This is a genomic window from Petropleomorpha daqingensis, from assembly GCF_013408985.1.
GTDB lineage: Bacteria > Actinomycetota > Actinomycetes > Mycobacteriales > Geodermatophilaceae > Petropleomorpha > Petropleomorpha daqingensis.
In genome coordinates, this window is the sequence record NZ_JACBZT010000001.1 from 3,969,533 (window position 1) to 3,990,529 (window position 20,997).

The 20,997-nt window shown below is 73.7% G+C and carries 20 protein-coding genes and 1 riboswitch; of the genes, 11 read left to right on the top strand and 9 right to left on the bottom strand.

The features are described from left to right. Positions 1-23 precede the first annotated feature (23 nt). The 5 genes from GGQ55_RS19680 to ctaE all read right to left on the bottom strand — a co-directional run bounded on the left by GGQ55_RS19680 (position 24) and on the right by ctaE (position 4,798). Positions 24-341: a PspC domain-containing protein gene (locus GGQ55_RS19680; RefSeq protein WP_179719643.1), complete on the bottom strand. Its 318-nt coding sequence runs from the start codon at positions 339-341 to the stop codon at positions 24-26. Between the two features lie 180 nt (positions 342-521). Continuing rightward, positions 522-2,204: a cytochrome bc1 complex cytochrome b subunit gene (qcrB, locus tag GGQ55_RS19685; RefSeq protein WP_179719645.1), complete on the bottom strand. Its 1,683-nt coding sequence runs from the start codon at positions 2,202-2,204 to the stop codon at positions 522-524. Beyond that, on the bottom strand, positions 2,204-3,301 hold the full coding sequence (gene qcrA / locus GGQ55_RS19690) for a cytochrome bc1 complex Rieske iron-sulfur subunit (RefSeq protein ID WP_366489763.1): 1,098 nt from the start codon (positions 3,299-3,301) through the stop codon (positions 2,204-2,206). The genes qcrB and qcrA overlap by 1 nt, the downstream gene beginning before the upstream one ends. Further along, positions 3,298-4,179, bottom strand: a complete 882-nt coding sequence (gene qcrC, locus GGQ55_RS27960; protein WP_436277835.1) for a cytochrome bc1 complex diheme cytochrome c subunit — start codon at positions 4,177-4,179, stop codon at positions 3,298-3,300. The genes qcrA and qcrC overlap by 4 nt, the downstream gene beginning before the upstream one ends. 7 nt (positions 4,180-4,186) lie before the next feature. Continuing rightward, positions 4,187-4,798, bottom strand: coding sequence for an aa3-type cytochrome oxidase subunit III (gene ctaE, locus GGQ55_RS19700; RefSeq protein WP_179719647.1), 612 nt, complete (start codon positions 4,796-4,798; stop codon positions 4,187-4,189). Between the two features lie 133 nt (positions 4,799-4,931). Here ctaE and GGQ55_RS19705 point away from each other — a divergent pair, with 133 nt between their 5' ends. Beyond that, positions 4,932-5,345 carry a response regulator gene (locus GGQ55_RS19705; protein WP_179719649.1) on the top strand — a complete coding sequence of 138 codons (414 nt, stop codon included), beginning with the start codon at positions 4,932-4,934 and terminating at the stop codon, positions 5,343-5,345. Then, positions 5,342-6,388, top strand: a complete 1,047-nt coding sequence (trpD, locus tag GGQ55_RS19710) for an anthranilate phosphoribosyltransferase (RefSeq protein ID WP_179719651.1) — start codon at positions 5,342-5,344, stop codon at positions 6,386-6,388. The genes GGQ55_RS19705 and trpD overlap by 4 nt, the downstream gene beginning before the upstream one ends. A 61-nt stretch (positions 6,389-6,449) precedes the next feature. On the opposite strand, the gene GGQ55_RS19715 is transcribed toward trpD, so the two are convergent. Both GGQ55_RS19715 and GGQ55_RS19720 read right to left on the bottom strand, forming a co-directional pair. Further along, a complete protein-coding gene (locus tag GGQ55_RS19715; protein WP_179719653.1) occupies positions 6,450-6,737 on the bottom strand; it encodes an Lrp/AsnC family transcriptional regulator in 288 nt (95 codons plus the stop codon). Further along, complete coding sequence (locus GGQ55_RS19720) at positions 6,734-8,584, bottom strand: DEDD exonuclease domain-containing protein (RefSeq protein WP_366489765.1); 1,851 nt, start codon at positions 8,582-8,584, stop codon at positions 6,734-6,736. The genes GGQ55_RS19715 and GGQ55_RS19720 overlap by 4 nt, the downstream gene beginning before the upstream one ends. A gap of 200 nt (positions 8,585-8,784) precedes the next feature. On the opposite strand from GGQ55_RS19720, the gene GGQ55_RS19725 reads away from it, so the two are divergent. The 5 genes from GGQ55_RS19725 (at position 8,785) to GGQ55_RS28575 (ending at position 14,859) form a co-directional block, all read left to right on the top strand. Continuing rightward, positions 8,785-10,509, top strand: coding sequence for a D-alanyl-D-alanine carboxypeptidase family protein (locus GGQ55_RS19725; RefSeq protein ID WP_179719655.1), 1,725 nt, complete (start codon positions 8,785-8,787; stop codon positions 10,507-10,509). A 92-nt stretch (positions 10,510-10,601) separates the two neighbouring features. After that, entirely contained in the window at positions 10,602-10,913 is a 312-nt protein-coding gene (locus tag GGQ55_RS19730; RefSeq protein ID WP_179719657.1) for a hypothetical protein, read from the top strand. A 169-nt stretch (positions 10,914-11,082) separates the two neighbouring features. Further along, positions 11,083-11,260: riboswitch (cyclic di-AMP (ydaO/yuaA leader) on the top strand. 114 nt (positions 11,261-11,374) lie between these two features. Continuing rightward, on the top strand, positions 11,375-12,358 hold the full coding sequence (locus tag GGQ55_RS19735) for a C40 family peptidase (RefSeq protein ID WP_366489768.1): 984 nt from the start codon (positions 11,375-11,377) through the stop codon (positions 12,356-12,358). Positions 12,359-12,451: 93 nt separating this feature from the next. After that, positions 12,452-13,744 (top strand): M48 family metallopeptidase, encoded by a 1,293-nt coding sequence (locus GGQ55_RS19740; protein WP_366489770.1) that lies wholly within the window; start codon positions 12,452-12,454, stop codon positions 13,742-13,744. Next, complete coding sequence (locus GGQ55_RS28575; protein ID WP_179719661.1) at positions 13,741-14,859, top strand: glycosyltransferase family 4 protein; 1,119 nt, start codon at positions 13,741-13,743, stop codon at positions 14,857-14,859. Before GGQ55_RS19740 ends, GGQ55_RS28575 begins: the two co-directional genes overlap by 4 nt. A gap of 59 nt (positions 14,860-14,918) precedes the next feature. On the opposite strand, the gene GGQ55_RS19750 is transcribed toward GGQ55_RS28575, so the two are convergent. After that, positions 14,919-16,712 carry an AMP-dependent synthetase/ligase gene (locus GGQ55_RS19750; RefSeq protein WP_179719663.1) on the bottom strand — a complete coding sequence of 598 codons (1,794 nt, stop codon included), beginning with the start codon at positions 16,710-16,712 and terminating at the stop codon, positions 14,919-14,921. Between the two features lie 166 nt (positions 16,713-16,878). Between GGQ55_RS19750 and GGQ55_RS19755 the strand changes: the two genes are divergently transcribed. The 4 genes from GGQ55_RS19755 to GGQ55_RS19770 are packed head-to-tail and all read left to right on the top strand — an operon-like array spanning position 16,879 to position 19,746. Continuing rightward, the gene (locus tag GGQ55_RS19755; protein ID WP_179719665.1) at positions 16,879-17,310 is read left to right on the top strand and encodes an SRPBCC family protein; all 432 of its coding nucleotides are present in this window, start codon (positions 16,879-16,881) and stop codon (positions 17,308-17,310) included. 11 nt (positions 17,311-17,321) lie between these two features. Continuing rightward, positions 17,322-18,467, top strand: a complete 1,146-nt coding sequence (locus tag GGQ55_RS19760) for an ArsA family ATPase (protein ID WP_179719667.1) — start codon at positions 17,322-17,324, stop codon at positions 18,465-18,467. After that, the gene (locus GGQ55_RS19765) at positions 18,464-18,784 is read left to right on the top strand and encodes a hypothetical protein (protein WP_179719669.1); all 321 of its coding nucleotides are present in this window, start codon (positions 18,464-18,466) and stop codon (positions 18,782-18,784) included. Before GGQ55_RS19760 ends, GGQ55_RS19765 begins: the two co-directional genes overlap by 4 nt. Further along, a complete protein-coding gene (locus GGQ55_RS19770) occupies positions 18,781-19,746 on the top strand; it encodes an ROK family glucokinase (RefSeq protein ID WP_179719671.1) in 966 nt (321 codons plus the stop codon). Before GGQ55_RS19765 ends, GGQ55_RS19770 begins: the two co-directional genes overlap by 4 nt. Here the strand turns inward: GGQ55_RS19770 and GGQ55_RS19775 are convergent. Next, the gene (locus GGQ55_RS19775) at positions 19,743-20,987 is read right to left on the bottom strand and encodes an ornithine cyclodeaminase, nickel-pincer nucleotide-dependent (protein ID WP_179719673.1); all 1,245 of its coding nucleotides are present in this window, start codon (positions 20,985-20,987) and stop codon (positions 19,743-19,745) included. The genes GGQ55_RS19770 and GGQ55_RS19775 overlap by 4 nt on opposite strands. Between the last annotated feature and the right edge of the window lie 10 nt (positions 20,988-20,997).

Consider the following 20,997-nt stretch of genomic DNA (forward strand, 5'->3'; position numbering starts at 1 on the left):
GAGGGGCCCTTCTTCGTGTTCGGTCAGCTGCGCGGCGGGTGGCTGGTCATCGCGCCCCGCAGCCGCTCGATGGGGCCGTCCAGGGGGCCGGGACGGCGGTCGGGCGCCGGCGGCATGAGCACCCAGAGCAGCAGGTAGACGAGGAAACCCGAGCCGCCGAGCAGCGCGAGGGCGACGAAACCGACCCGCCAGAGGACGGTGTCGATGCCGCTGTACTCGGCCAGGCCGCCGCAGACGCCGCCGAGCATCGAGTCGGTGCCGCTGCGGCGCAGCTGGGGCCGGGGGAGGGGACCGGGGGTCGGCTCGGTCGTCGGCGGGGGGAACGGCGTTGCTGAGGTCATGCGGCAAGCCTGCTCGGCCGCGCCGTCCTGGTACATCGGGGAAGGCCCGGATCCGTCCCTGGTTCCGGCCGCCCGGGAGGGCCCTGAGCGCCGGCGCACGTGGGTGGTGGTGCCGGCCGGAAAGCAGCGAGGGCCCCGACGGACGACACCGTCGGGGCCCTCGCTGGGGACGTGCTGAGCTCAGTCGCGCGGCTCCTGCGGGCGACCGCCGTCGGAGGGCCGGCCACCCTCGCTGGGTCGGCCGCTGCTGGTCAGCTCGCGGTCGGACTCGGCGGCCGACAGACCCCGGCCTTCCGCGCGCTGCTCGGCCTCGACCGCGGCGGGCGACTCGACGGGGGAGAAGAAGCCCTTCACGGCCCGGCGGGCACCGCCGACGTGGTTCATCCGCTTGGGCACCGGAGCGCCGCCGTAGGCCAGCTGGCCGTGGCCGTGCTCGTCGACCGGGCCGAGCGGCTGGTGCACCTCGATGAACTCACCGTGGGGCAGGCGCCGGATGACACCGGTCTCGATGCCGTGCTCGAGCACCTCGCGGTCGTGCCGCTCCAACCCGATGCACAGCCGGTAGGTGAAGAAGTAGACGATCGGCGGCAGGATCACCAGCCCGATGCGCCCGGCCCACGTCATCGCGTTCAGGCTGATGTCGAACTTGTCCGCGATGATGTCGTTTCCACCCGACAGGAACAGCACCAGGTAGAAGGTCAGCGACATCGCGCCCAGCGACGTCCGCACCGGCACGTCCCGCGGCCGTTGCAGCAGGTGGTGCGACGCGGTGTCCCGGGTCAGCTTCCGCTCGATGATCGGGTACAGCGCCAGCAGCGTGAACAGGACCCCGGGGAGGAAGACCGTCGGCCAGAACGGCGCCGGGATCTGGTAGCTCCCCGGCAGGTTGATCTCCCACGCCGGGAACAGGCGCATCGATCCTTCGAGGAACCCGATGTACCAGTCCGGCTGCGACGCTGCGGACACCTGAGCCGGGTTGTACGGGCCCCACAGCCAGATCGGGTTGATCTGCACCAGGCCGCCCAGGGCCGCGCACACGCCGAAGACCAGGAAGAACAGGCCGCCGGACTTGGCCGCGAACACCGGGAAGAACCGGTTGCCGACGACGTTGTGCTCGGTCCGCCCCGGGCCGGGGAACTGCGTGTGCTTCTGCTTGATCAGCAGCAGCAGGTGCACGGTGATCAGCGCGACGAGGATCGCCGGCACGAGCAGCACGTGGATGATGTACAGCCGCCCGACGATGAACTCGCCGGGGTAGTCGCCGTTGAGCAGGGCGAAGAAGACCCAGGTGCCGAGGATCGGGATCGAGATGATCACCGTCATGAAGATCCGCAGGCCGGTGCCCGACAGCAGGTCGTCGGGGATGGTGTACCCGGCGAAGCCCTCGAGCAGGGCGAGGACGAACAGACCGACACCGATCAGCCAGTTGATCTCGCGCGGCCGGCGGAAGGCGCCGGTGAAGAAGATGCGCAGCAGGTGGACCAGGATCGACGCCACGAACAGCAGCGCCGCCCAGTGGTGCAGCTGGCGCATGAACAGCCCGCCGCGCACGTCGAACGACAGGTGCAGCGTGGACTCGTAGGCCGCCGACATCGACACACCCCGGAGCGGCGCGTACGACCCGTCGTAGACGACCTCGCGCATCGAGGCGTCGAAGAAGAACGTCAGGTACGTGCCCGACAGCAGCAGGACGACGAACGAGTAGAGCGCGATCTCGCCGAGCAGGAACGACCAGTGGTCGGGGTAGACCTTGTTGAGGGTGCGCCGGAACCAGTTGGCCGCGACGAACCGGTCGTCGAGCTCGACGGCGGCCTTGCCCAGACGCGTGGTCGGGACCCCTGGCGCCGTTGCGGTGCGAGCCATCAGATGCGCTCCCGGTTCCAGTACGTCGGGCCGACGGCCTCAATGTAATCGCTGCGGGCGACGAAGTAGCCCTCTGAGTCGACCGTGATGGGCAGCTGCGGCAGCGGGCGGACAGCGGGCCCGAAGACCGGCTTGGCGTCCAGGACGATGTCGAACTGCGACTGGTGGCACGGGCAGAGGATGCGGCTGGTCTCCTGCTCGTACAGCGACACCGGGCAGCCGGCGTGCGTGCAGATCTTCGAGAAGGCGACGTAGTCGGCGTACCCGAAGCCCTCGTTGGCCGGCCGGGGCTGGAACTGCGCCACCTGCTCCGGGCGCAGGCGGAAGAGCATGGTCGCCGCGTCGGCGGCCGTGTTGCCCCCCTCGACACCCGGGAAGACGGTCTGCAGCGAGCCGGGCTCCGCGTCGCCGGGGCGGATCGGGGTGCCGTCGATGCGCAGCAGCCGGACACCCTTCGCCCAGGGCGTCGTGCCCAGGGGGTTGCCCTTGTTCGGGTTCTTGATCAGACCGCCCAGCGGCATGATCAGCGCCAGGCCGATGCCGCCACCCATGAACAGCAGCGAGCGGGTGAGCAGCTTGCGCCGGGCCAGACCGCTGCGGTGCCCCCAGGTGACCAGGGTCGCGCCGGTGGTCATCTGGTCGAAGTGACCCGCCTCGTGCTTGGCCTGCACCGCGGTCTCGTGGGGGAGCAGCTTCTTGGTGTAGAGCACCAGCCCGAGGCCGACGAAGACCAGCGCCAACCCGAGGGTCGCGCCGAGCATCGGCGTGAACAGCGCGCTCCAGGTGCTCTCGTGCTCGGTCCACGACCACTCGGGCAGGAACCAGCCGGAGCCCACGTAGACCACGACGAAGGCGAACGAGAGCAGGCCGGCCAGGAAGAACAGCAGCCCGACCTGGCGGACGGCGCGCTTCTCCAGCCGCGAGCCGGGCGCGGGACCCGGGTCGACGTGCAGGACCTCGACGCCGTCGTAGCTGGCGCCCAGGGCGTCCAGCTCGTCGCGGCTCATCGTGGCGAGCCGCTCCCGGCTGTACTCCTCGTCCGGCCCGCTGTGCTGCTGGCCGCCGGTGCTACCGGGTCGCGTTTCCCCCGCCGTCACGCCTTGCTCCCCATCCAGAAGACTCCGAACATCAGGATCCCGATCCCGACGACCCAGATGACCAGGCCCTCGCTGACCGGGCCGATCCGTCCGATACCCGCGCCACCGGGGTCCGCCTGCGCCTTGACCGTCTGTATGTAGTTGATGATCGCGCGCTTGTCCTGCGGCGTGAGCTGGTTGTCGCCGAACACCGGCATGTTCTCCGGACCGGTGAGCATCGCGGTGTAGATCGTCAGGTCGTCGGCGTCCAGCAGGCTCGGCGCCGCCTTGCCCGAGGACAGGGCGCCGCCCTCACCGACGAAGTTGTGGCAGGACGCGCAGTTGAGCCGGAACAGCTCACCGCCCTGGGCCAGGTCGCCGTCGCGGAGGTCCCCGGAGGGCAGCGTCGGGCCCCCGCCGTGGGCCTGGACGTAGGCCATCAGCTGGTCGATCTCGGCGTCGGAGAACACCGGCGGCTTCTCCTGCGCGTCGGCCTCCTGGCGGGCCAGCGGCATGCGGCCGGTGTGCACCTGGAAGTAGACCGCCGCCTCACCGACACCGATGAGCGAGGGGCCGCGGTGCGGCACACCCTCGAGGTTGGCGCCGTGGCAGGTGATGCAGCTGCGGTTGTAGATCGCCTCGCCGGCGGCGACGGCGTCGGACGCCGTGGCCGTGTCGTCGGCGGCGTTGGCCGGCGCGAACGTCGAGTAGACGGCGCCGGTCAGCACGAGCGCGGCCATCAGGCCGGCGACGTTGGCCAGCCGCCGACGCGCCTTGGACCGCTTGCGGGCCCGCGCCCGGTCGCCGGGCGTGCCGGAGACGGCGCGTCGGCGGAACAGGCGACCGCGGGCAGGCGCGTCGTCGTCGAGGGAGGACTCGGACTGCGAAGTGTGAGACACCGGCTTCCTAGCGGATGAAGTAGATCGTGCTGAACAGCCCGATCCACACGACGTCGACGAAGTGCCAGTAGTAGGAGACCACGATGGCCGAGGTCGCCTGGGCCGGCGTGAACCTGCCCATGGTGGACCGGATGAGCAGGAAGACGAAGGCCACGAGACCGCCGATGACGTGCAGCCCGTGGAACCCGGTGGCCAGGTAGAACACCGAGCCGTAGGTCGAGCCGGAGATCGTCGTCCCCTCGTCGACCAGGTTGCGGTACTCGTTCGCCTGGCCGAGCACGAACAGCAGGCCCATGACGAAGGTGATCGAGAACCAGCGGCGCAGCCCGTACACGTTGCCCTGCTCGGCCGCGAAGACGCCCATCTGGCAGGTCACCGAGGACGCCACCAGGATGATCGTGACCACCAGGGCGTACGGGATGTTCAGCTCGGTCGGCGGCTGCGGCCACCCCGTCGTGGAACGCGCTCGCGCGGTGAAGTACATGGCGAACAGTCCGGCGAAGAACATCAGCTCGCTGGCGAGCCAGACGATCGTGCCGACGCTGACCATGTTCGGACGGGTCAGGGAGTGCACCCGCGACGTGTCGAAGGTGCTGCTCGCGACGGGGGCCGTTGTCACGGCCTCATCATGGCATCGGCACAGGGCAGTCACGACTGCGGGTGCGATGGCGTGGCGGCCACCGTGATCAGCTCGAGACCGATCCGCCGCGGTTGCGGAGGAACCGCTGGACAGGGCACTAGGCTCCCGGACCGTGACCGACGCGACCGTGCTCGTCTACAGCCACCGGCCCGAGGTCCGCGAGGCCGTCCGGACGGCGGTCGGGCGCCGTCCTGCCGCCGACGTCGGCCCGCTCACCTGGGTCGAGTGCGAGACCGGCGACGAGGTGATCACCGCGGTGGACCTCGGCGGCATCGACCTGTGCATCCTCGACGGCGAGGCGCAGCCCACCGGTGGCCTGGCGCTGTCGCGCCAGATGAGGGAAGAGGTCCTCGACCCGCCCGCGCTGTGCGTGCTCATCGCGCGCCAGCCCGACCGCTGGCTGGCCCACTGGTCGCTGGCCGACGGCACCCTGCCCTTCCCGATCGACCCGCTGACCGCCCCGGGCGTCGTGGCCGAGCTGCTGCGCGAGCACGCGGACCGCCCGCCGGTCGTCCGCCGCCGGTGAGCGCCGGCCAGACCTGGCCGGGGCTGCTCTCCCGCCTGCTGGCCCGACAGGACCTCGCCGCGGCCGACACGGCCTGGGCGATGGGCGAGATCATGAGCGGCGAGGCGACGCCCGCGCAGATCGCCGCGTTCGTCGTCGCCCTGCGGGCCAAGGGTGAGGCGGCCGACGAGGTGCGCGGCCTGGCCGACACGATGCGCGACCGGGCCACGCCGGTCGACCTCCCGCTGGACTGCGTCGACGTCGTCGGCACCGGCGGGGACGGCGCGCACACGGTCAACATCTCCTCGATGGCCTCGGTCGTGGTCGCGGCGGCCGGCGTCCCGGTCGCCAAGCACGGCAACCGCGCCGCGTCGTCGTCGTCCGGGTCCGCGGACGTGCTCGAGGCGCTCGGCGTGGTCATCGACCTGCCCGCCGCCGGGGTCGCCCGCTGCGTTCAGGAGGCCGGCATCGGCTTCTTCTTCGCGCCGGTGTTCCACCCGGGCTTCCGGCACACGGGTGCGCCGCGCCGCGAGATGGGCATCGGCACGGTCTTCAACTTCCTCGGGCCGCTGACCAACCCGGCCCGGCCGGTCGCGGCCGCCATCGGCTGCGCCGACCTGCGCATGGCGCCGGTGCTGGCCGCGGTGCTCGCCGGCCGCGGCACCCGCGCGATCGTCTTCCGCGGGGACGACGGCCTGGACGAGCTCACGACGGCGACGACGTCGTCGGTCTGGGTGGTCCGGGACGGCGAGGTCGAGCCCGACCGCGTCGACCCCACCGCCCTCGGCATCGCCGTGCCTCCGGCGGACGCGCTGCGCGGCGGCGCCCCGGACTTCAACGCCGCGGTGTTCCGCCGGCTGGTCGACGGGGAGCCGGGGCCGGTGCGCGACGCCGTCCTGCTCAACGCGGCGGCCGCGCTGGCCGCGTACGAGGAGCGCGGCGGGCGGCTGCACGACGCACTGGCGGCAGGTATGGCCCGCGCCGCGGCGGCGGTGGACGACGGACGGGCCGCAGCGCTGCTCGACCGCTGGATCGCGGTCAGCCGGCAGATCGCGCGTACCTGACGGCCCCTCTGCAGGGGCCCGCCGCGAGCGTGCGAGCGGTGGGGGGCAGAGGGCTCCTTGTTCAGTCGGCGGTGTCGAAGCCGATCGAGAAGGCCGCCTCGAGGTCGTGCTTCGAGTAGGCGCGGAAGGCGATGTGCGTGTCGGTGTCGATGACGCCGGGCACCTTGTTGATCCGCCCGGCGATGACCTGGGCGACCTGCTCGAACTCGCGCACGCGCACGATGGCGATCAGGTCGGTGTCGCCGGCGACGGAGTAGACCTCGCTGACGCCGTCCAGGTCGGCCACCGCCTGGGCGACCTCGCCGATCGAGTCGGTGGCGGCGTCGATCATCACGATGGCGGTGATCACGCCCGGGAGCCTAGCCGGGCGGGGGCCACGCCCGCCGTCACCCGCTCCGGCCGGGCGCGGGTGGACAGCGACCGGTCGTCGGCGAACGGGTTGCGCTCGGCCCGGCTGGCCTCGACGCGGGCCAGGAAGCCGTTGAACGGGCCGGTTCCGGGCACCGGGCAGGCGAGGGTGCCCTCGACCTGGACCAGCCGCGTGCCGGGCTTCTCGATCCACCGCAGCACCAGCTCGGTCTCGTCGACCGAGGCGGCCGGCTCGTCGGCCGGGCCGATCGGCGTCTCGGCGGTGGACAGCAGGCCCGGCAGCGTGCCGCGCACCGACGTGCCGCGCGGGGCGTTGCCCGCCCCGACCAGCCGTCCGCGGCGGACGACGGACAGGTGCCAGCCGCCGTCGCCGTCCGGCCGGGCCAGCACCAGCTCGGGCACACGGGCCAGCGACTCCAGGCGCTGACGCCGGCGCACCGCGCGGAGCAGGACGGCGACCCGGTCGCGCAGCACCGCGGCGTCCTCGTAGCGCTCCTCGGCGGCGAGCCGGTCGACCCGGCGCAGCAGCGGCGCGACGAGCTCGCGCGGGTCGAAGGCGACCGCGGCCCGGAAGACCTCGGCGATGGGGGCGTACTCCTCGACCGTCTGCGCCCCCGTGCAGGGCGCGCCGCAGCGGCCCATGCCCGCCAGCGCGCAGGCCGTGTTCCCGGTCGCGCGGGCCGAGATCCGGGCCGTGCACTGGCGCAGCGGCAGGGCGTCGTGCACCGCGGCCGCCGCGGCGTCGGCGGCGCGGCGGTCGGGGAACGGCCCGAGGAACACCCCCGCGCCCGGCCGGACCCGGCGCACGATCGACAGCCGGGGGAACGGCTCCTCGGTCAGCCGCAGCCACAGCGCCCGCTCGGGGAAGCGGGACCGGCGGTTGTACCGGGGCTTGTGCTCGGCGATCAGCCGCAGCTCGCGAACGGCGGCCTCCAGGTCGTGCGCGCACGGCAGCGCCTCGACCCGCTTGGCCAGGCCCACCATCTCGGTGATCCGGTGGCGCTGCTCGCCGGAGGTGAAGTAGCTGCGGACCCGGCTGCGCAGGTCGTTCGACGTCCCCACGTAGAGCGGCTCGTCCTTGGGCCCGCGGAACACGTAGACGCCGGGGCCGTGCGGCACGTCGTCGGCCAGGTGCCGCTTGCGCCGCCGCTCGGGGTCGACCTGCCGGGTCAGCCCGGTCAACTCCTCGAGCGAGGTGATGCCGAGCGGTCCGAGCCGCTCGAACAGCCCGTGCAGGACGTCGACGGTCGCCCGCGCGTCGGCCAGCGCGCGGTGGCACGGCTGGGTGCTCGTGGAGAAGAAGGGGGCGAGGGTGGCCAGCTTGCAGTTGGGCACCTCGTCGCGGGTGAGCAGCCGCCGCGCCAGGACGGCGGTGTCGACGGAGGCCGCCGGCGGCCAGGCGAAGCCGTTCGCGGCGCAGGCGGCCTTGAGGAACCCGATGTCGAACGGCGCGTTGTGCGCCACGAGCACCGCGCCGCGGGCGAACTCGAGGAACGCGGGCAGGACGGCGTCGATCCGCGGGGCCGCCCGCACCATCGCGGTGGTGATCCCGGTCAGCACGCTGATGTAGGGCGGGACCTCGGTGCCGGGGTCGACGAGCGTCTGGAACTCGCCGAGCACCTCTCCGCCGCGCACCTTGACCGCGCCGATCTCGGTGATCGCGCTGTCGTTCGGCGAGCCGCCGGTGGTCTCCAGGTCGACGACGACGAACGTCACCGTCGACAGGGGGGTGCCGAGCTCCTCGATCGTCGCCTGCACGTAACCGGGCGGGTCGAAGACCGCGCCGCCGGCCCGGGAAGCGGGGAAGAGACCGGTGGAGGGGGGCACGGGGCGGACGGTAGGTCGGGGCAACGACAGTCCTGGGGACGCGCGCCGGACGACCACGGTTCGGCCACGGGGCGCCCGAGGGGCTCCCGCAGGTCGCCCGGGAGGAGTAACAAGGCCTCTCACCTGGCGAGACGGGGATCCCCAGGACACGATCTCCCTCGTCGGGGACCGGTCGGTCCCGAGGTCCGAGAGGTGGTCCGATGCTCCCGCGCTCCCGGTGGCGCGCGTCCCTCCCGGTGGTCGCCGTGGCCGCCGTCCTCGCGCTCGCCGCCCCGGCGCCGGCCCTGGCGGACCCGAGCGACCAGCCGGGCGGTACCTCCGGAGTGCTCGACAGCTCGGCCCTCGACGAGCTGCAGCAGCGGGCGGCCGAGGTCCAGAAGGGGCTGCAGCAGCGGCAGGCGGAGATCGCGGACGCGCAGCGCGACCTCGTCGCGGCGCAGCAGCAGGTCGACGCCGCGCAGGCGGTCCTCGACCAGACCCAGGGCGTGCTCGCCGAGCGGCAGGCGGTGGTCGCGCAGTACGCGGCGGCGGCGTACCGGGACGGCGGCACGCTCGACCCGCTCACCGTGCTCCTCAACGGCGCCGACCCCGGTGACGTCATCGCGGCGATGGGCTACCTCGACGCCGTCGACAAGCACACGGCCGTCGTCGTGGCCGCCGCGGAGCAGCAGCGGCAGGCGGCGCTGGACGACCAGGCCCGGGCGCAGGCGGCGCTGGACCAGGCGAAGCAGCGGGCCGACGCGGTGCAGCAGCAGATCGACGACCTCGAGGCCCAGGCGGCCGCGGTCACCGACGAGCTGGACAAGGCGCTCGGTGTCGTCGACTCGCAGCTGGCCCAGCTGCAGAAGCAGCAGTTGGAGGTCAACCAGAAGACGGCGGCCAACTGGCAGGCCTACCTCGACCAGCTCAAGGCCGCCGGGATCACGCCGCCCCCGGCCTCCGCGCTGCGCGCCCCGGCCTCCTCGCTGCCGGCCGGCCTGGTGCCGGTGGCCGCGCACTCCGGCGGCGCGCAGGCCGGTGCCGCCCAGCTCCCGGCGCAGCCGTCGTCCCTTCTGGTGCTGCCCGCGGAGACCGTGTCGGCGGTGTCGTTCGCGATGTCGCAGCTCGGCCTGCCGTACGCGCCGGGCACCGCCGGCCCCGACTCGTGGGCCTGCGGCTCGCTGGTCCAGTCGGCCTTCGCCGCCGCGGGCATCCAGCTGCCCGGCGACCAGGCCGGGCTCTTCTCGGTCACCACACCGGTCGACCCGGCCGACGTCCTGCCCGGTGACCTCGTCTTCCTCGGGACGCCGGAGGCCGGGCTCGGCCACGTCGGCATCGCGCTGGACCCGCAGACGATGCTGGCCGCCGACGCGCGGGCCGGGGCGGTCGTCGTCCGGAAGCTGCCGTCGGACCAGGTGCTGATGATCGGCCGGCCCAGCGTGGCCCAGCGGGCGCCCGTGGCGCCGCCCGGCCCGACGGGCGACGCGTTGAAGGTCGAGTGCGGCAACACGGTCTACCCGCCGAGCTACGACGGAGCCCGGGCCTGGGGCGGTTACCCGAACGGGCTGATCCCGCCGAGCGCGCTGTGCGAGATCGGGGTGGGCGCGCACCGGCTGCGCTGCGACGCGGCGGCGGCCTACCGGGCGATGTCGGCGGCGTTCGCGGGCGCGTTCGGGACGCCGATCTGCATCACCGACTCCTACCGCACCTACGACAGCCAGGTGACGTTGTACGGGCAGAAGCCCGCGCTCGCGGCGGTGCCCGGCACCAGCAACCACGGCTGGGGGCTGGCCGTCGACCTGTGCGGCGGCATCGACGCCTACGGCACGCCGCAGTACCTGTGGATGGTCGCCAACGCCGGTCGCTTCGGCTGGCTGCACCCGAACTGGGCCGACCAGGGCAACGGCCGCGAGGAGCCGTGGCACTGGGAGTACGCGGGCACGTAGCCCGCCGCCTTGTCAAGGCCTGCCCGACGCCGACCGCCGGGAATTGTCGGTGGCCCTTCCTACCGTGCAGAGGACTCACGGAGGAGATAGCGATGCTCATCGACTGCGACACCTGCACCGCCCGCGGCACCGGCTGCGGCGACTGCGTCGTCACCGTCCTGCTCGGGGCGCCCCCGGGCTGGCAGACCGAGGACCCGGTCGTCGTCTCGCTCGCCGACCGCGCGGCCGGTCCGGCCGCCCGCGCCGAGGAGGAGTGGACGGCGGAGGACGTCGTCGTGCCCCCGGCCGGCGTGGTCGTGGACTTCGACGAGGTCGAGCGGCGGGCCGTGCGTGCCCTGGCCGACGTCGGTCTCGTGCCGCCGCTGCGCCACCAGCCCGGCGAGGACGGCCGCCGCACCGGCTGACCGCGGAGCGGGGAGCCCGTCGGTCTCGAATCGATCACGGCGCGCGCTTGTGAGCGTGCTCGCAGTGATGATCCCGACAAATGGGGCACCCCCTATTTGTCACAACTGCATCACACCCGTACGGTGGCTGAGTTCGACCGGGCGGTCGTCGCCCTACCGGGGTGACCTCGGTCGATCACCGCCGAGTCATCGGAGGGCACTCTCAGTGCCCGAGGATGAGCCGGGGACCCACCGCAGTACTGGGGTGAGTTCTCACGGGCACCGGTCCGCCGGTGCGCACGAGATAGGGCGCCATCTTCCCAGCCCGAACCCGTCAGCTAACTCGGTAGGCGGTCGCTGAGGAAGAAGGAGAGCCGCCGCACGTGGCGACGCTTCGCCCTGCCTTGGGGCATGCAGATCGACGACCCGACCACCATCCGACCCGCACCCGCGCCAGCGCCTGGATCCGCTCCGGACTGCTCGTGGGTGCCACGACGGCCCTCACCGTCACGCTGCTGCCCGGCACCGCCGCCGCGGAGCCCGGCCGCGCCACGACCGCCGAGCAGGCCGCCCAGCTCGTCGCCGACGCCAGCCACCAGCTGGAGGTCGTGCAGGAGCAGGTCAACACCGCCCGTGAGGCGCTGACCCAGCAGCAGGCCGCCGCCGACGCCGCCCAGCAGGCCGTCGCCGACGCGCAGCAGCAGCTCGACGCCCTCGACGGGCAGGTCCGCCAGATCGCCCGCACCGCCTACACGACCGGCGGCAACCAGCTCGTCGGCCTCGACGTGATGCTGACCAGCGACTCGGCCGACGAGTTCATCTCGCAGCTCGGCACGCTCGACGCGATCGCCGGGCACACCAACGACGTCGTCGAGCAGGTCTCCCAGGCCGCCGCCGCCGCCGACACCGCGCGCGACAACGCGGACAAGGCCGAGGCGCAGGCGCAGCAGACCCTCGCCGACATCGAGGCCAAGCAGGCCGACCTCGAGAAGCAGAAGGCCGACTACCAGCGTCAGTACGACGCCCTGTCGGCGCCGCAGCAGGCGGCGGCCACCCGGGCCTCGTCCGGGCAGTCGCTCACCACGATCGCGGCCGCGCCGGCACCGACCGCCGCCGCCCAGGTCGCGGTCAACACGGCGCTGGCGCAGGTCGGCGACCCGTACGTGTGGGGCGCCGCCGGTCCGAACGCCTTCGACTGCTCGGGCCTCACGCAGTACGCCTACGCCGCGGCCGGCATCAGCCTGCCGCACTCGAGCAGCGCCCAGTCGCGGATGGGGGCGCCCGTCTCGCGCGACGCGCTGCAGCCGGGTGACCTGATCTTCTTCTACAGCCCGGTCAGCCACGTCGCGATGTACATCGGCAACGGCCAGATGGTCCACGCCTCGACCTCCGGCCAGCCGGTCAAGGTCGTCAGCGTCGACTCGATGCCCGGCTACAACAGCGCGCGGCGCATCGCCACGGGCTGAGCCACCGCACTTCCCCGACGCGGGCCGGGAACCTCGACGCCGAGGTTCCCGGCCCGCGCCGTCTTCCCAGGTCGGCCACTTAGGCTGGCCCGCGTGAGCACCGGCGTGAGCGAGGCGCGGCGCACCGGTGCCCGCACCGCGCTCATCGCGGCGGTGGTCCTCGGCGCCGCGTTCGTGCTGGTCGTCGTCCTGCGCACGCCGTGGACGCCGCTGCCCACACCGCCCGGCGGGCACGTGCCGATCGACCCCACGGCCGGGCTGCCGGCGGACGTCGTCGCGCGGGCGAGCTCCTTCGCCGCCGCCCTGCGCCCGGCCTCGCTGGCCAACCTGATCCTCAGCCTCGCGGTCGCGGGCGTGTTCGGCCTGACCCGCCTCGGCGGCCGGCTGGTCCGCGCCGTCGCCGCCCCGTTCGGCGGTGGCTGGTTCTGGCAGGTCGTGCTCGGGACCATCGCGCTGACCCTGATCGGGTACCTGGTCACGCTGCCGCTGTCCGCCTACGGCGAGATGGTGCGGCACCGCTACGGGCTGTCGACCCGCAGCTGGCCGCTGTTCCTCCGCGACGTCGCCGTGTCGGCCGGGATCAACGCCGGGCTGACCGCGCTGACGATGCTGGTCCTGGTGGCGCTGGCGCACCGCACCCCGCGGTACTGGTGGGCCTGGGCCGCCGGGGCCGCCGCGGCGCTGGTCGTGGTCGGCTCGTTCCTCTACCCGGTGGTCATCGAGCCGGCGTTCAACTCGTTCCAGTCGCTGCCCGCCGGTGAGCTGCGCACGCAGATCCTCGACCTGGCCGAGCGCAACGGCACACCCGTGCAGGACGTGCTCGTCTCCGACGCCTCCCGGCGGACGACGGGGCTCAACGCCTACGTCTCGGGCTTCGGCTCGACCCGCCGCGTCGTCCTCTACGACACGGTGCTGAAGGCGCTCCCCGACGACGAGATCGAGTCGATCGTCGCCCACGAGCTCGGGCACGTGGCCACCGACGACGTCCTCACCGGCACGCTGATCGGCGCGCTGGGGGCCGCCTTCGGCGTCGCCGTCCTCGGCCTGGTGCTGTCCTGGTCGCCGCTGCTGCGCCGCGCCGGCGCCGACGGGCCGGGGGATCCCCGGGCCGTGCCGCTGATCCTGTTCCTGGTCGCCGTCGGGATGCTGCTGGCCACGCCCGTGCAGAACCTGGTGTCGCGGCATCTCGAGGCGCGCGCCGACGCGCACGCGCTGGAGCTCACGCACGACCCGACCGCGTTCGTGTCCATGCAGCAGCGGCTGGCCCAGACCAACCTCGCCGAGCCGAGCCCGCCCGCCGTCTGGCAGTGGTTCTTCGGCAGCCACCCGACGACCGCCGAGCGGGTCGCCATGGCCGGTGACTGGGTGCGGCTGGAGGGCCGGTGAGGACGCTCGTCGTCACCAACGACTTCCCGCCGCGGCAGGGCGGCATCCAGACCTTCGTCGCCGCGCTGCTGGAGCGCCGGCCGCCCGGGTCGCTCGTCGTCCTGGCCTCGCGGTCGCCCGGCTGGGAGGCCTACGACGCCGCGCTGCCGTACCCGGTGGTCCGCCGTCCGACGTCGATGCTGCTGCCCACCCGGGCCACCGCCCGCGACGCCGTGTCGCTGGTGCGCGAGCACGGCTGCGACACCGCCTTCTTCGGCGCCGCCGCGCCGCTGGGCCTGCTGGCGCCGGCGCTGCGCGCGGCCGGGGTCCGCCGGCTCGTCGGCGCCACGCACGGCCACGAGACCGGCTGGGTGGCGCTGCCCGGCTCGCGGCAGCTGATGCACCGGATCGCCGGTGGCCTGGACCTGCTGACCTACATCAGCGAGTACACGCACACCCGGCTCGCGCCCGCGCTGGCCGACCGGGTCGCCATGGCCCAGCTCTCCCCGGGGGTCGACGTCGACGCGTTCACCCCGGACGCCGACGGCGCCGCGGTCCGCCGCCGCCACGGGCTGGGGGAGGGGCCGGTGGTCGTCTGCGTCTCCCGGCTGGTCGCCCGCAAGGGGCAGGACGTGCTCGTCGAGGCCTGGCCGCGGGTGCTCGCCCGCCATCCCGGCGCCCGGCTGCTGCTGGTCGGCGGCGGCCCGCTGGAGGCCGCGCTCCGGAAGACGATCGCCGATCGCGGGCTCGGCGGCTCCGTCGTCCTCACCGGGCCGGTCGCGGCACCGGAGCTGCCCGCGCACTACGCCGCGGGCGACGTCTTCGCCATGCCGTGCCGGACCCGCCGCGGCGGGCTGGACGTCGAGGGGCTCGGCATGGTCTTCCTCGAGGCCGCCGCGTGCGGGTTGCCGGTGGTGGCCGGCACCTCCGGCGGCGCGCCGGAGGCCGTGCAGGACGGCGTCACCGGGCACGTGGTCGAGCCCCGCTCGCCCGAGGCCGTGGCGACGGCGATCACCGCGCTGCTCGACGACCCGGCCAAGGCGCGCGCCATGGGCGCGGCCGGCCGGGCGTGGGTCGAGCAGCGCTGGTCGTGGACGACGATCGCCGCGACCTTCGCTGCCCTCCTCGAGGGCTGATGGCCCCGCTGCAGGGTCCCGCCCCGAGCGTGCGAGGGGTGGGGGGGCAGCGGGGGCCTTCATCTCGAGTAGAGGGCCTCCACCTCGTCGCCGAACTCCTTGAGGACGACGGACCGCTTGAGCTTGAGGCTCGGGGTCAGCATCCCGTTCTCCTCGGTGAAGTCCGAGTCGAGCACCCGGTACTTCTTGATCGCCTCGGCGTGCGAGACCGCCTTGTTGGCGTCGGCCACGGCGGCGTCGAGCTCCTTGATGAGGTCCTCGTCGTCGCGGAGCTTGTCCAGCGGGGTGTCCTTGGGCTTGCCCTTGGACTCCAGCCAGCCCGGCAGCGCCTCCTCGTCGAGGGTGATCAGCGCGGCGATGAACGGCCGCTGGTCGCCGACGACGATGGTCTGGCTGACCAGCGCGTGCGCCCGCAGCCGGTCCTCGAGGACGGCGGGGGCGACGTTCTTGCCGCCCGCGGTCACCAGGATCTCCTTCTTGCGACCGGTGATCTTGAGGAAGCCGTCGCCGTCGATCTCGCCGATGTCGCCGGTGTGGAACCAGCCGTCGCCGTCGATCGCCTCCTTGGTGGCGTCGTCGTTCTTCCAGTAGCCGCGCATGACGATGCCGCCCTTGATGAGCACCTCGCCGTCGTCGGCGATGGCGGCGGAGACGCCGGGCAGCGGGCGGCCGACGGTGCCGATGCGGAACGCCTCGTCGTGGTTGACGGCGGCCGCGGCCGTGGTCTCGGTGAGCCCGTAGCCCTCGTACACGGGCACGCCGATGCCCCGGTAGAAGTGGCCGAGCCGGTCGCCGAGCGGAGCGCCACCGGAGACCGCGCCGATGCAGTTGCCACCGAGCGCGGCACGCAGCTTGCCGTAGACGAGCTTGTCGAACACCGCGTGCTGGGCGCGCAGCGCGATCCCCGGGCCGCCGGTGTCCTGCGCCTTCGACCAGTCGATGGCCACCTGGGCGGCCTTGTCGAAGATCTTGCCCTTGCCGCCGGAGTCGGCGGTCGCCTTCGCCTGGTTGAAGACCTTCTCGAACACCCGCGGGACGGCGAGCACGAACGTGGGCTGGAACTCGCCGAGGTCGCCGACCAGGTTCTTCACGTCCGGGGTGTGCCCGACGACGGTGCGGGTCTTGACCGCGCCGACCTCCAGCACACGGGCCAGCACGTGCGCCAGCGGGATGAACAGCAGCAGCGAGCCCTCGACCGACAGGAAGCGGCCGAGCAGGGTCATGCCGTTGTTGATCTCGAACAGGAAGTTGCCGTGGGTGAGCTCGCAGCCCTTCGGCCGGCCGGTGGTGCCGCTGGTGTAGATCAGCGTGGCCAGGCTGTCGGCCTTGAGCGTGGCGCGCCGGGCCTCGAGCTCGGCGTCGTCGACGTCCTTGCCCGCGGCGGTCAGCGTGCCGACGGCGTCGTCGTCGAGCACCCAGACCGGGCCGAGATCCGGCGCCTGGTCGCGGACCGACTCCATCGCCTCGGCGTGCTCGGACTTCTCGACTATCGCGGCCTTGGCCGCGGAGTCGGAGAGGATCCACGCCACCTGGTCGGCGCTGGAGGTCTCGTAGACCGGCACGGTGACCGCGCCCGCCGTCCAGATGGCGAAGTCGCAGACGGTCCACTCGTAGCGGGTGCGCGCCTGCAGGGCCACGCGGTCGCCCGCGCCCACCCCCGAGGCGATCAGCCCCTTGGCGACGCCGGCGACCTGGTCGCCGAACTGCTTCCAGGTGACGTCACGCCACTGGCCGTCGCGGTGCACGCGGTAGCCGACCTCGTCGCCGTGCTCGGCGATGTTGGCGGCGAGCAGGTCCGGGATCGCCTCGTCCGGGCCGACCTCGGTCTTCGCGGGGACGCTGAACTCGCGCACGCCTGGTCCTCTCCTCCCGGACCGTCCGCCGAGCACCGTCGCTCGCGGCCACCGGTACGGGTCACGATCAATCTACCGTCGCTGGTGGGCGGCGTCCTACTCGTGAGTAGCAGGGAACGGCCCTCCCGGGACCAGCGGCGGCCCGGCAGCGGTTAGCCTGCCACCCATGGCCGACCAGTCCACCCAGTCGATCGTCGTCGATGCGCCCGCGGCCGACGTCATGGCGGTGATCGCCGACTTCCCCGCCTACCCCCAGTGGGTGGCCGCCGCGAAGAAGGTCGAGGTCCTCGAGGACGGCCCCGGTGGGCGGGCCCAGCGGGTGCACTTCGTGCTCGACGCCGGCGCGGTCAAGGACGACTACGTCCTCGACTACACCTGGGACGGCGACCGCCAGGTGTCGTGGACGCTGGTCCAGGGCCAGATGCAGAAGCGCCAGGACGGCTCGTACACGCTGGTGGAGAAGGACGGCTCGACCGAGGTCACGTACTCGATCACCATCGACCTGTCGATCCCGATGCTCGGCATGATCAAGCGCAAGGCGGAGAAGGTCATCCTGGACACGGCTCTCAAGGAGCTGAAGAAGCGCGTGGAGAGCTGAGCAGCGGGCTGATGCGCACGCTGCTGTTCACCGGGCCGGGCGGCGCCGGGACGACGACGCTGGCCGCCGGCGCGGCGGTGCAGGCCGCCCGCGCCGGCCGGCGCACGGTGCTGGTGTCCCGGCAGCGGCCGCTGGTCGAGGGGGTCGACGACGTCGACGGGCTCACCGTGGTCCGGGTCGACGCGCTGGCGGCCGCCGAGGGGATCTGGGAGCGGCACGCGGGCGTGCTCGCCGCGGCCCTGCCGCACGTCGACCTGCCGCCGGCAAGCTCCGTCGTCCCGCCGCCCGGTGCGGCCGAGCTCGCCGTGCTGGCCGCGCTGGGCCGGGCCTCGGCCGACGCCGACCTCGTCGTCCTCGACGCCGGACCGCTCGAGGCCGGCCTGGCGCTGCTCGCGCTGCCGGCCGGCCTGCGCTGGTGGCTCGACGTCGCGCTGCCGCCGCGGGTCCGGGCGCTGGGGGCGATCCGGACGGCGGCCGTGCGGTCCGGGGCCGCGCGCTCGGGACCGTTGGACGCGCTGCTGGCCGCCCTGCCGGCGGTGGAGCGGCTCGCGGCGACCCCGCTGGCCGACCCGGCCGCGACGTCCGTCGTCCTCACGGCGCAGGCCCGCGCCGGCGCCGTCCCGGCTCTCCGCTCGGCGGCGACCACCCTCGGGTTGCTGGGGCAGCGGCCCGCGGCGGTGCTCGCCCGGGTGCTGCCCGGCGGCGGCACCGGGACGTGGTGGACGCAGCGGCTGGCCGAGCAGGACGAGGCGGTGGCCGGGCTGGCCGAGATCGCCACGGTGCGGCCCGTGGCCGAGTGCGCCACCACGCCGGCCGACGTCGCCGGCCTCGCCCCGCTCGCCGTCGAGCTGCCGGAACCCGAGCCGCTGCCGGTGCCCGCCGCCGAACGGCTGGACGGCGCCTGGCGGCTGAGCCTGCCGCTGCCGTTCGCCGAGCGCGACCAGGTGGAGCTGACCCGCTGGGCCGACGACCTCGTGATCACCGTGGGCGGGGTGCGCCGGTCGGTGCGACTGGACTCGCTGCTGCGCCGCTGCGCGGTGACCGGGGGCCGGCTCGAGGAGCCCGGCACCGCCGCCGCGCGGCTCGAGGTCACCTTCGCCCCGGATCCCCGGCTGTGGCCGGCCGATCTTCTTCCCGCCGAGGAGAGTGCGTCATGACGACCGGAGCCGACTGGGCCGAGCAGGCCCGCCGACTGCTGGAGGCCGTGAAGGCCGCTGCCGCCCCGGACAGCTCCGGCGACGACACCGGCGAGCACCCCGCCGGTGAGTGCAAGTGGTGCCCGCACTGCCAGCTGCTCGCCGTTCTGCGGGGTGACCGGCCCGAGGTGACGGCGGTCCTCGACGACGTGCTGGCCACCGCCTCGGCCGCGCTGCGCTCCCTGTCCGGCCAGCCCACGCCGGAGCCGGCCGAGCACGCGGACGAGCCGTCGCACCGCGATCCCGCGCCGACGGTGCAGCGCATCGACATCGCGTGAGCGAGCCCGCGACGCTGCCGGCCATCGGTGTCGACATCGGCGGCACCAAGGTGCTCGGCGGCCTGGTGACCCCCGACGGTCGCATCCTGCAGACCGCGCGCCGGGCCACCCCGGGCGCCTCGGTGTCGCAGACCGAGGACGCGATCGCCGGCGTCGTCGCCGATCTGCTCGCCGGCAACGAGCCGGTCGTCGGCGTCGGGGTGGGCGCGGCCGGGTGGTTCGACCGCACCGGTGACACGGTGCTGTTCAGCCCGCACCTGGCCTGGCGCAACGCCACCCTGCGCAAGGACCTCGCCGCCCGGCTGCAGCTGCCGCTGTGGGTGGGCAACGACGCCGACGCCGCCGCCTGGGCGGAGTACCGCTACGGCGCGGCCCGGGGCGCCGACCTGGCGCTGATGATCACGCTGGGCACCGGCATCGGCGGCGGCATGGTCCTCGACGGCCGGCTGCGGCGCGGCTCGCACGGCGTCGCGGGGGAGTGGGGGCACATGCGGGTCGTCCCCGACGGGCGGCTGTGCGCGTGCGGCAACCGCGGCTGCTGGGAGCAGTACGCCAGCGGCACGGCGCTGGGCCAGACCGCGCGGGAGGTGGCGACGTCGTCCCCGGCCGCCGCGGCCCAACTGCTGGAGCGGGTGGACGGCGACGCCACGCGGCTCACCGGCGAGGACGTCGCCGCCGCGGCCGCCGACGGGGACGCGCTGGCGCTGGAGCTGGTCACCGAGGTCGGCACGTGGCTCGGGCAGGGCATCGCCGACCTCGCCGCCGCGCTCGACCCGGAGGTCGTCGTCATCGGCGGCGGCGTGAGCAAGCTCGGTGAGCTGGTGCTCGCGCCGGCCCGCGAGCGGCTGGAGCGGGCGCTGCCCGGTCGCGGGTTCCGCCCGGGGCCGCGGATCGTCGCCGCCGAGCTCGGCCCGCACGCCGGCCTGGTCGGCGCCGCCGACCTGGTCCGCCAGGACGCTTAGCCTTCCGGCGCCAGCTCTCTCGCCAGCTGCTCGAGGAACAGGCCGATGTCGGTGACGATGCCCATCGCCTGGGCGCTGCCGCGGTCGGCGAGCTTGGTCACCGTCGCCGGGTTGATGTCCACGCAGACCAGCGGGATCGACGCCGGCAGGATGTTCCCGGTCGCGATCGAGTGCAGCATCGTCGCGACCATGATGCAGAAGCCGACGCCGGGGAGCTCGGCGCGCATCGCCCGCTGACCCTCGATGACGTCGGTGTAGACGTCGGGCAGCGGGCCGTCGTCGCGCACGGAGCCGACCAGCACGAAGGGCTTGCCGGCCTCGACCATCGCGTGCATGACGCCGCCGGTGAGCACGCCCTTCTCGACGGCGGCGGCGATCGACCCGGCCGCCCGGATCGTGTTGATCGCGCGGATGTGGTGCTCGTGCCCGTGCGGCACCCCCGAGCCCTTGGACAGGTCGACGCCCAGCGAGGTGCCGAACAGCGCCGACTCGATGTCGTGGGTGGCCAGCGCGTTGCCGGCGAACAGGATGTCGACGTAGCCGGCGCGCACCAGCCGGACCATCGCCGGGGAGGCGCCCGTGTGCACGACGGCCGGCCCGCCCACCCACAGCACCTTCTGGCCCGCGGCCTTGACCTCGCGCATCCGCTCGGCGATCTGGTGGACCAGCAGCGCCTGCGGCTTCTCGCTGGAGACCGCCGAGGACATGAAGCCGAAGTCCTCCTCCTCCCCGCGGACGACGCTGGGGGTCATCTCGACCCGCACCCCGTGCGCGCCGCAGACCACCGAATCACCGGCCTTCACGTCGCTGACCGGCACGTTGCGCACGAGCGGCCGGCCGCCCTGCTCGGTGACGACCAGCCCGCAGTCCATCTCGGCGCGGTCGACCGGGATCCACTCCCGCTCGAGCCGGACGAAGGTGTCCAGGTTGGTCGTGGAGTAGAAGTCCTCCGGGAAGACGCCGTCGGACGGCGCCGGCCGCACCGTCGCCGTCCCGGGGTCGACGGCGTTGGCGCCGTGCACCTGCAGCCGCATGACGATCCGCTCGAGCAGGTCGTGGTCGTCGGCCCGGACCTCCACGCGGGCCGTCGACTCGTCCTGGTGCTCGCGGCCGATGTCGATGCTCTCGATGCGGTAGTCACCGCCGTACTCGAGGACGTCGTCGAGGACCCGGGCGAGGATGCCGGTGTCCATCAGGTGGCCGGTCAGTTCGACGGTCGCGGAGGTCGCTGCGCTGCTCACGCCTGGCACG

Coding starts and splice junctions, on each gene's coding strand:
- qcrB (WP_179719645.1), bottom strand. CDS start 2,204: ATGGCTCGCACCGCAACGGCGCCAGGGGTCCCGACCACGCGTCTGGGC.
- GGQ55_RS19755 (WP_179719665.1), top strand. CDS start 16,879: ATGGCCGACCAGTCCACCCAGTCGATCGTCGTCGATGCGCCCGCGGCC.
- GGQ55_RS19730 (WP_179719657.1), top strand. CDS start 10,602: ATGCTCATCGACTGCGACACCTGCACCGCCCGCGGCACCGGCTGCGGC.
- GGQ55_RS19725 (WP_179719655.1), top strand. CDS start 8,785: ATGCTCCCGCGCTCCCGGTGGCGCGCGTCCCTCCCGGTGGTCGCCGTG.
- GGQ55_RS19680 (WP_179719643.1), bottom strand. CDS start 341: ATGACCTCAGCAACGCCGTTCCCCCCGCCGACGACCGAGCCGACCCCC.
- GGQ55_RS19765 (WP_179719669.1), top strand. CDS start 18,464: ATGACGACCGGAGCCGACTGGGCCGAGCAGGCCCGCCGACTGCTGGAG.
- GGQ55_RS19760 (WP_179719667.1), top strand. CDS start 17,322: ATGCGCACGCTGCTGTTCACCGGGCCGGGCGGCGCCGGGACGACGACG.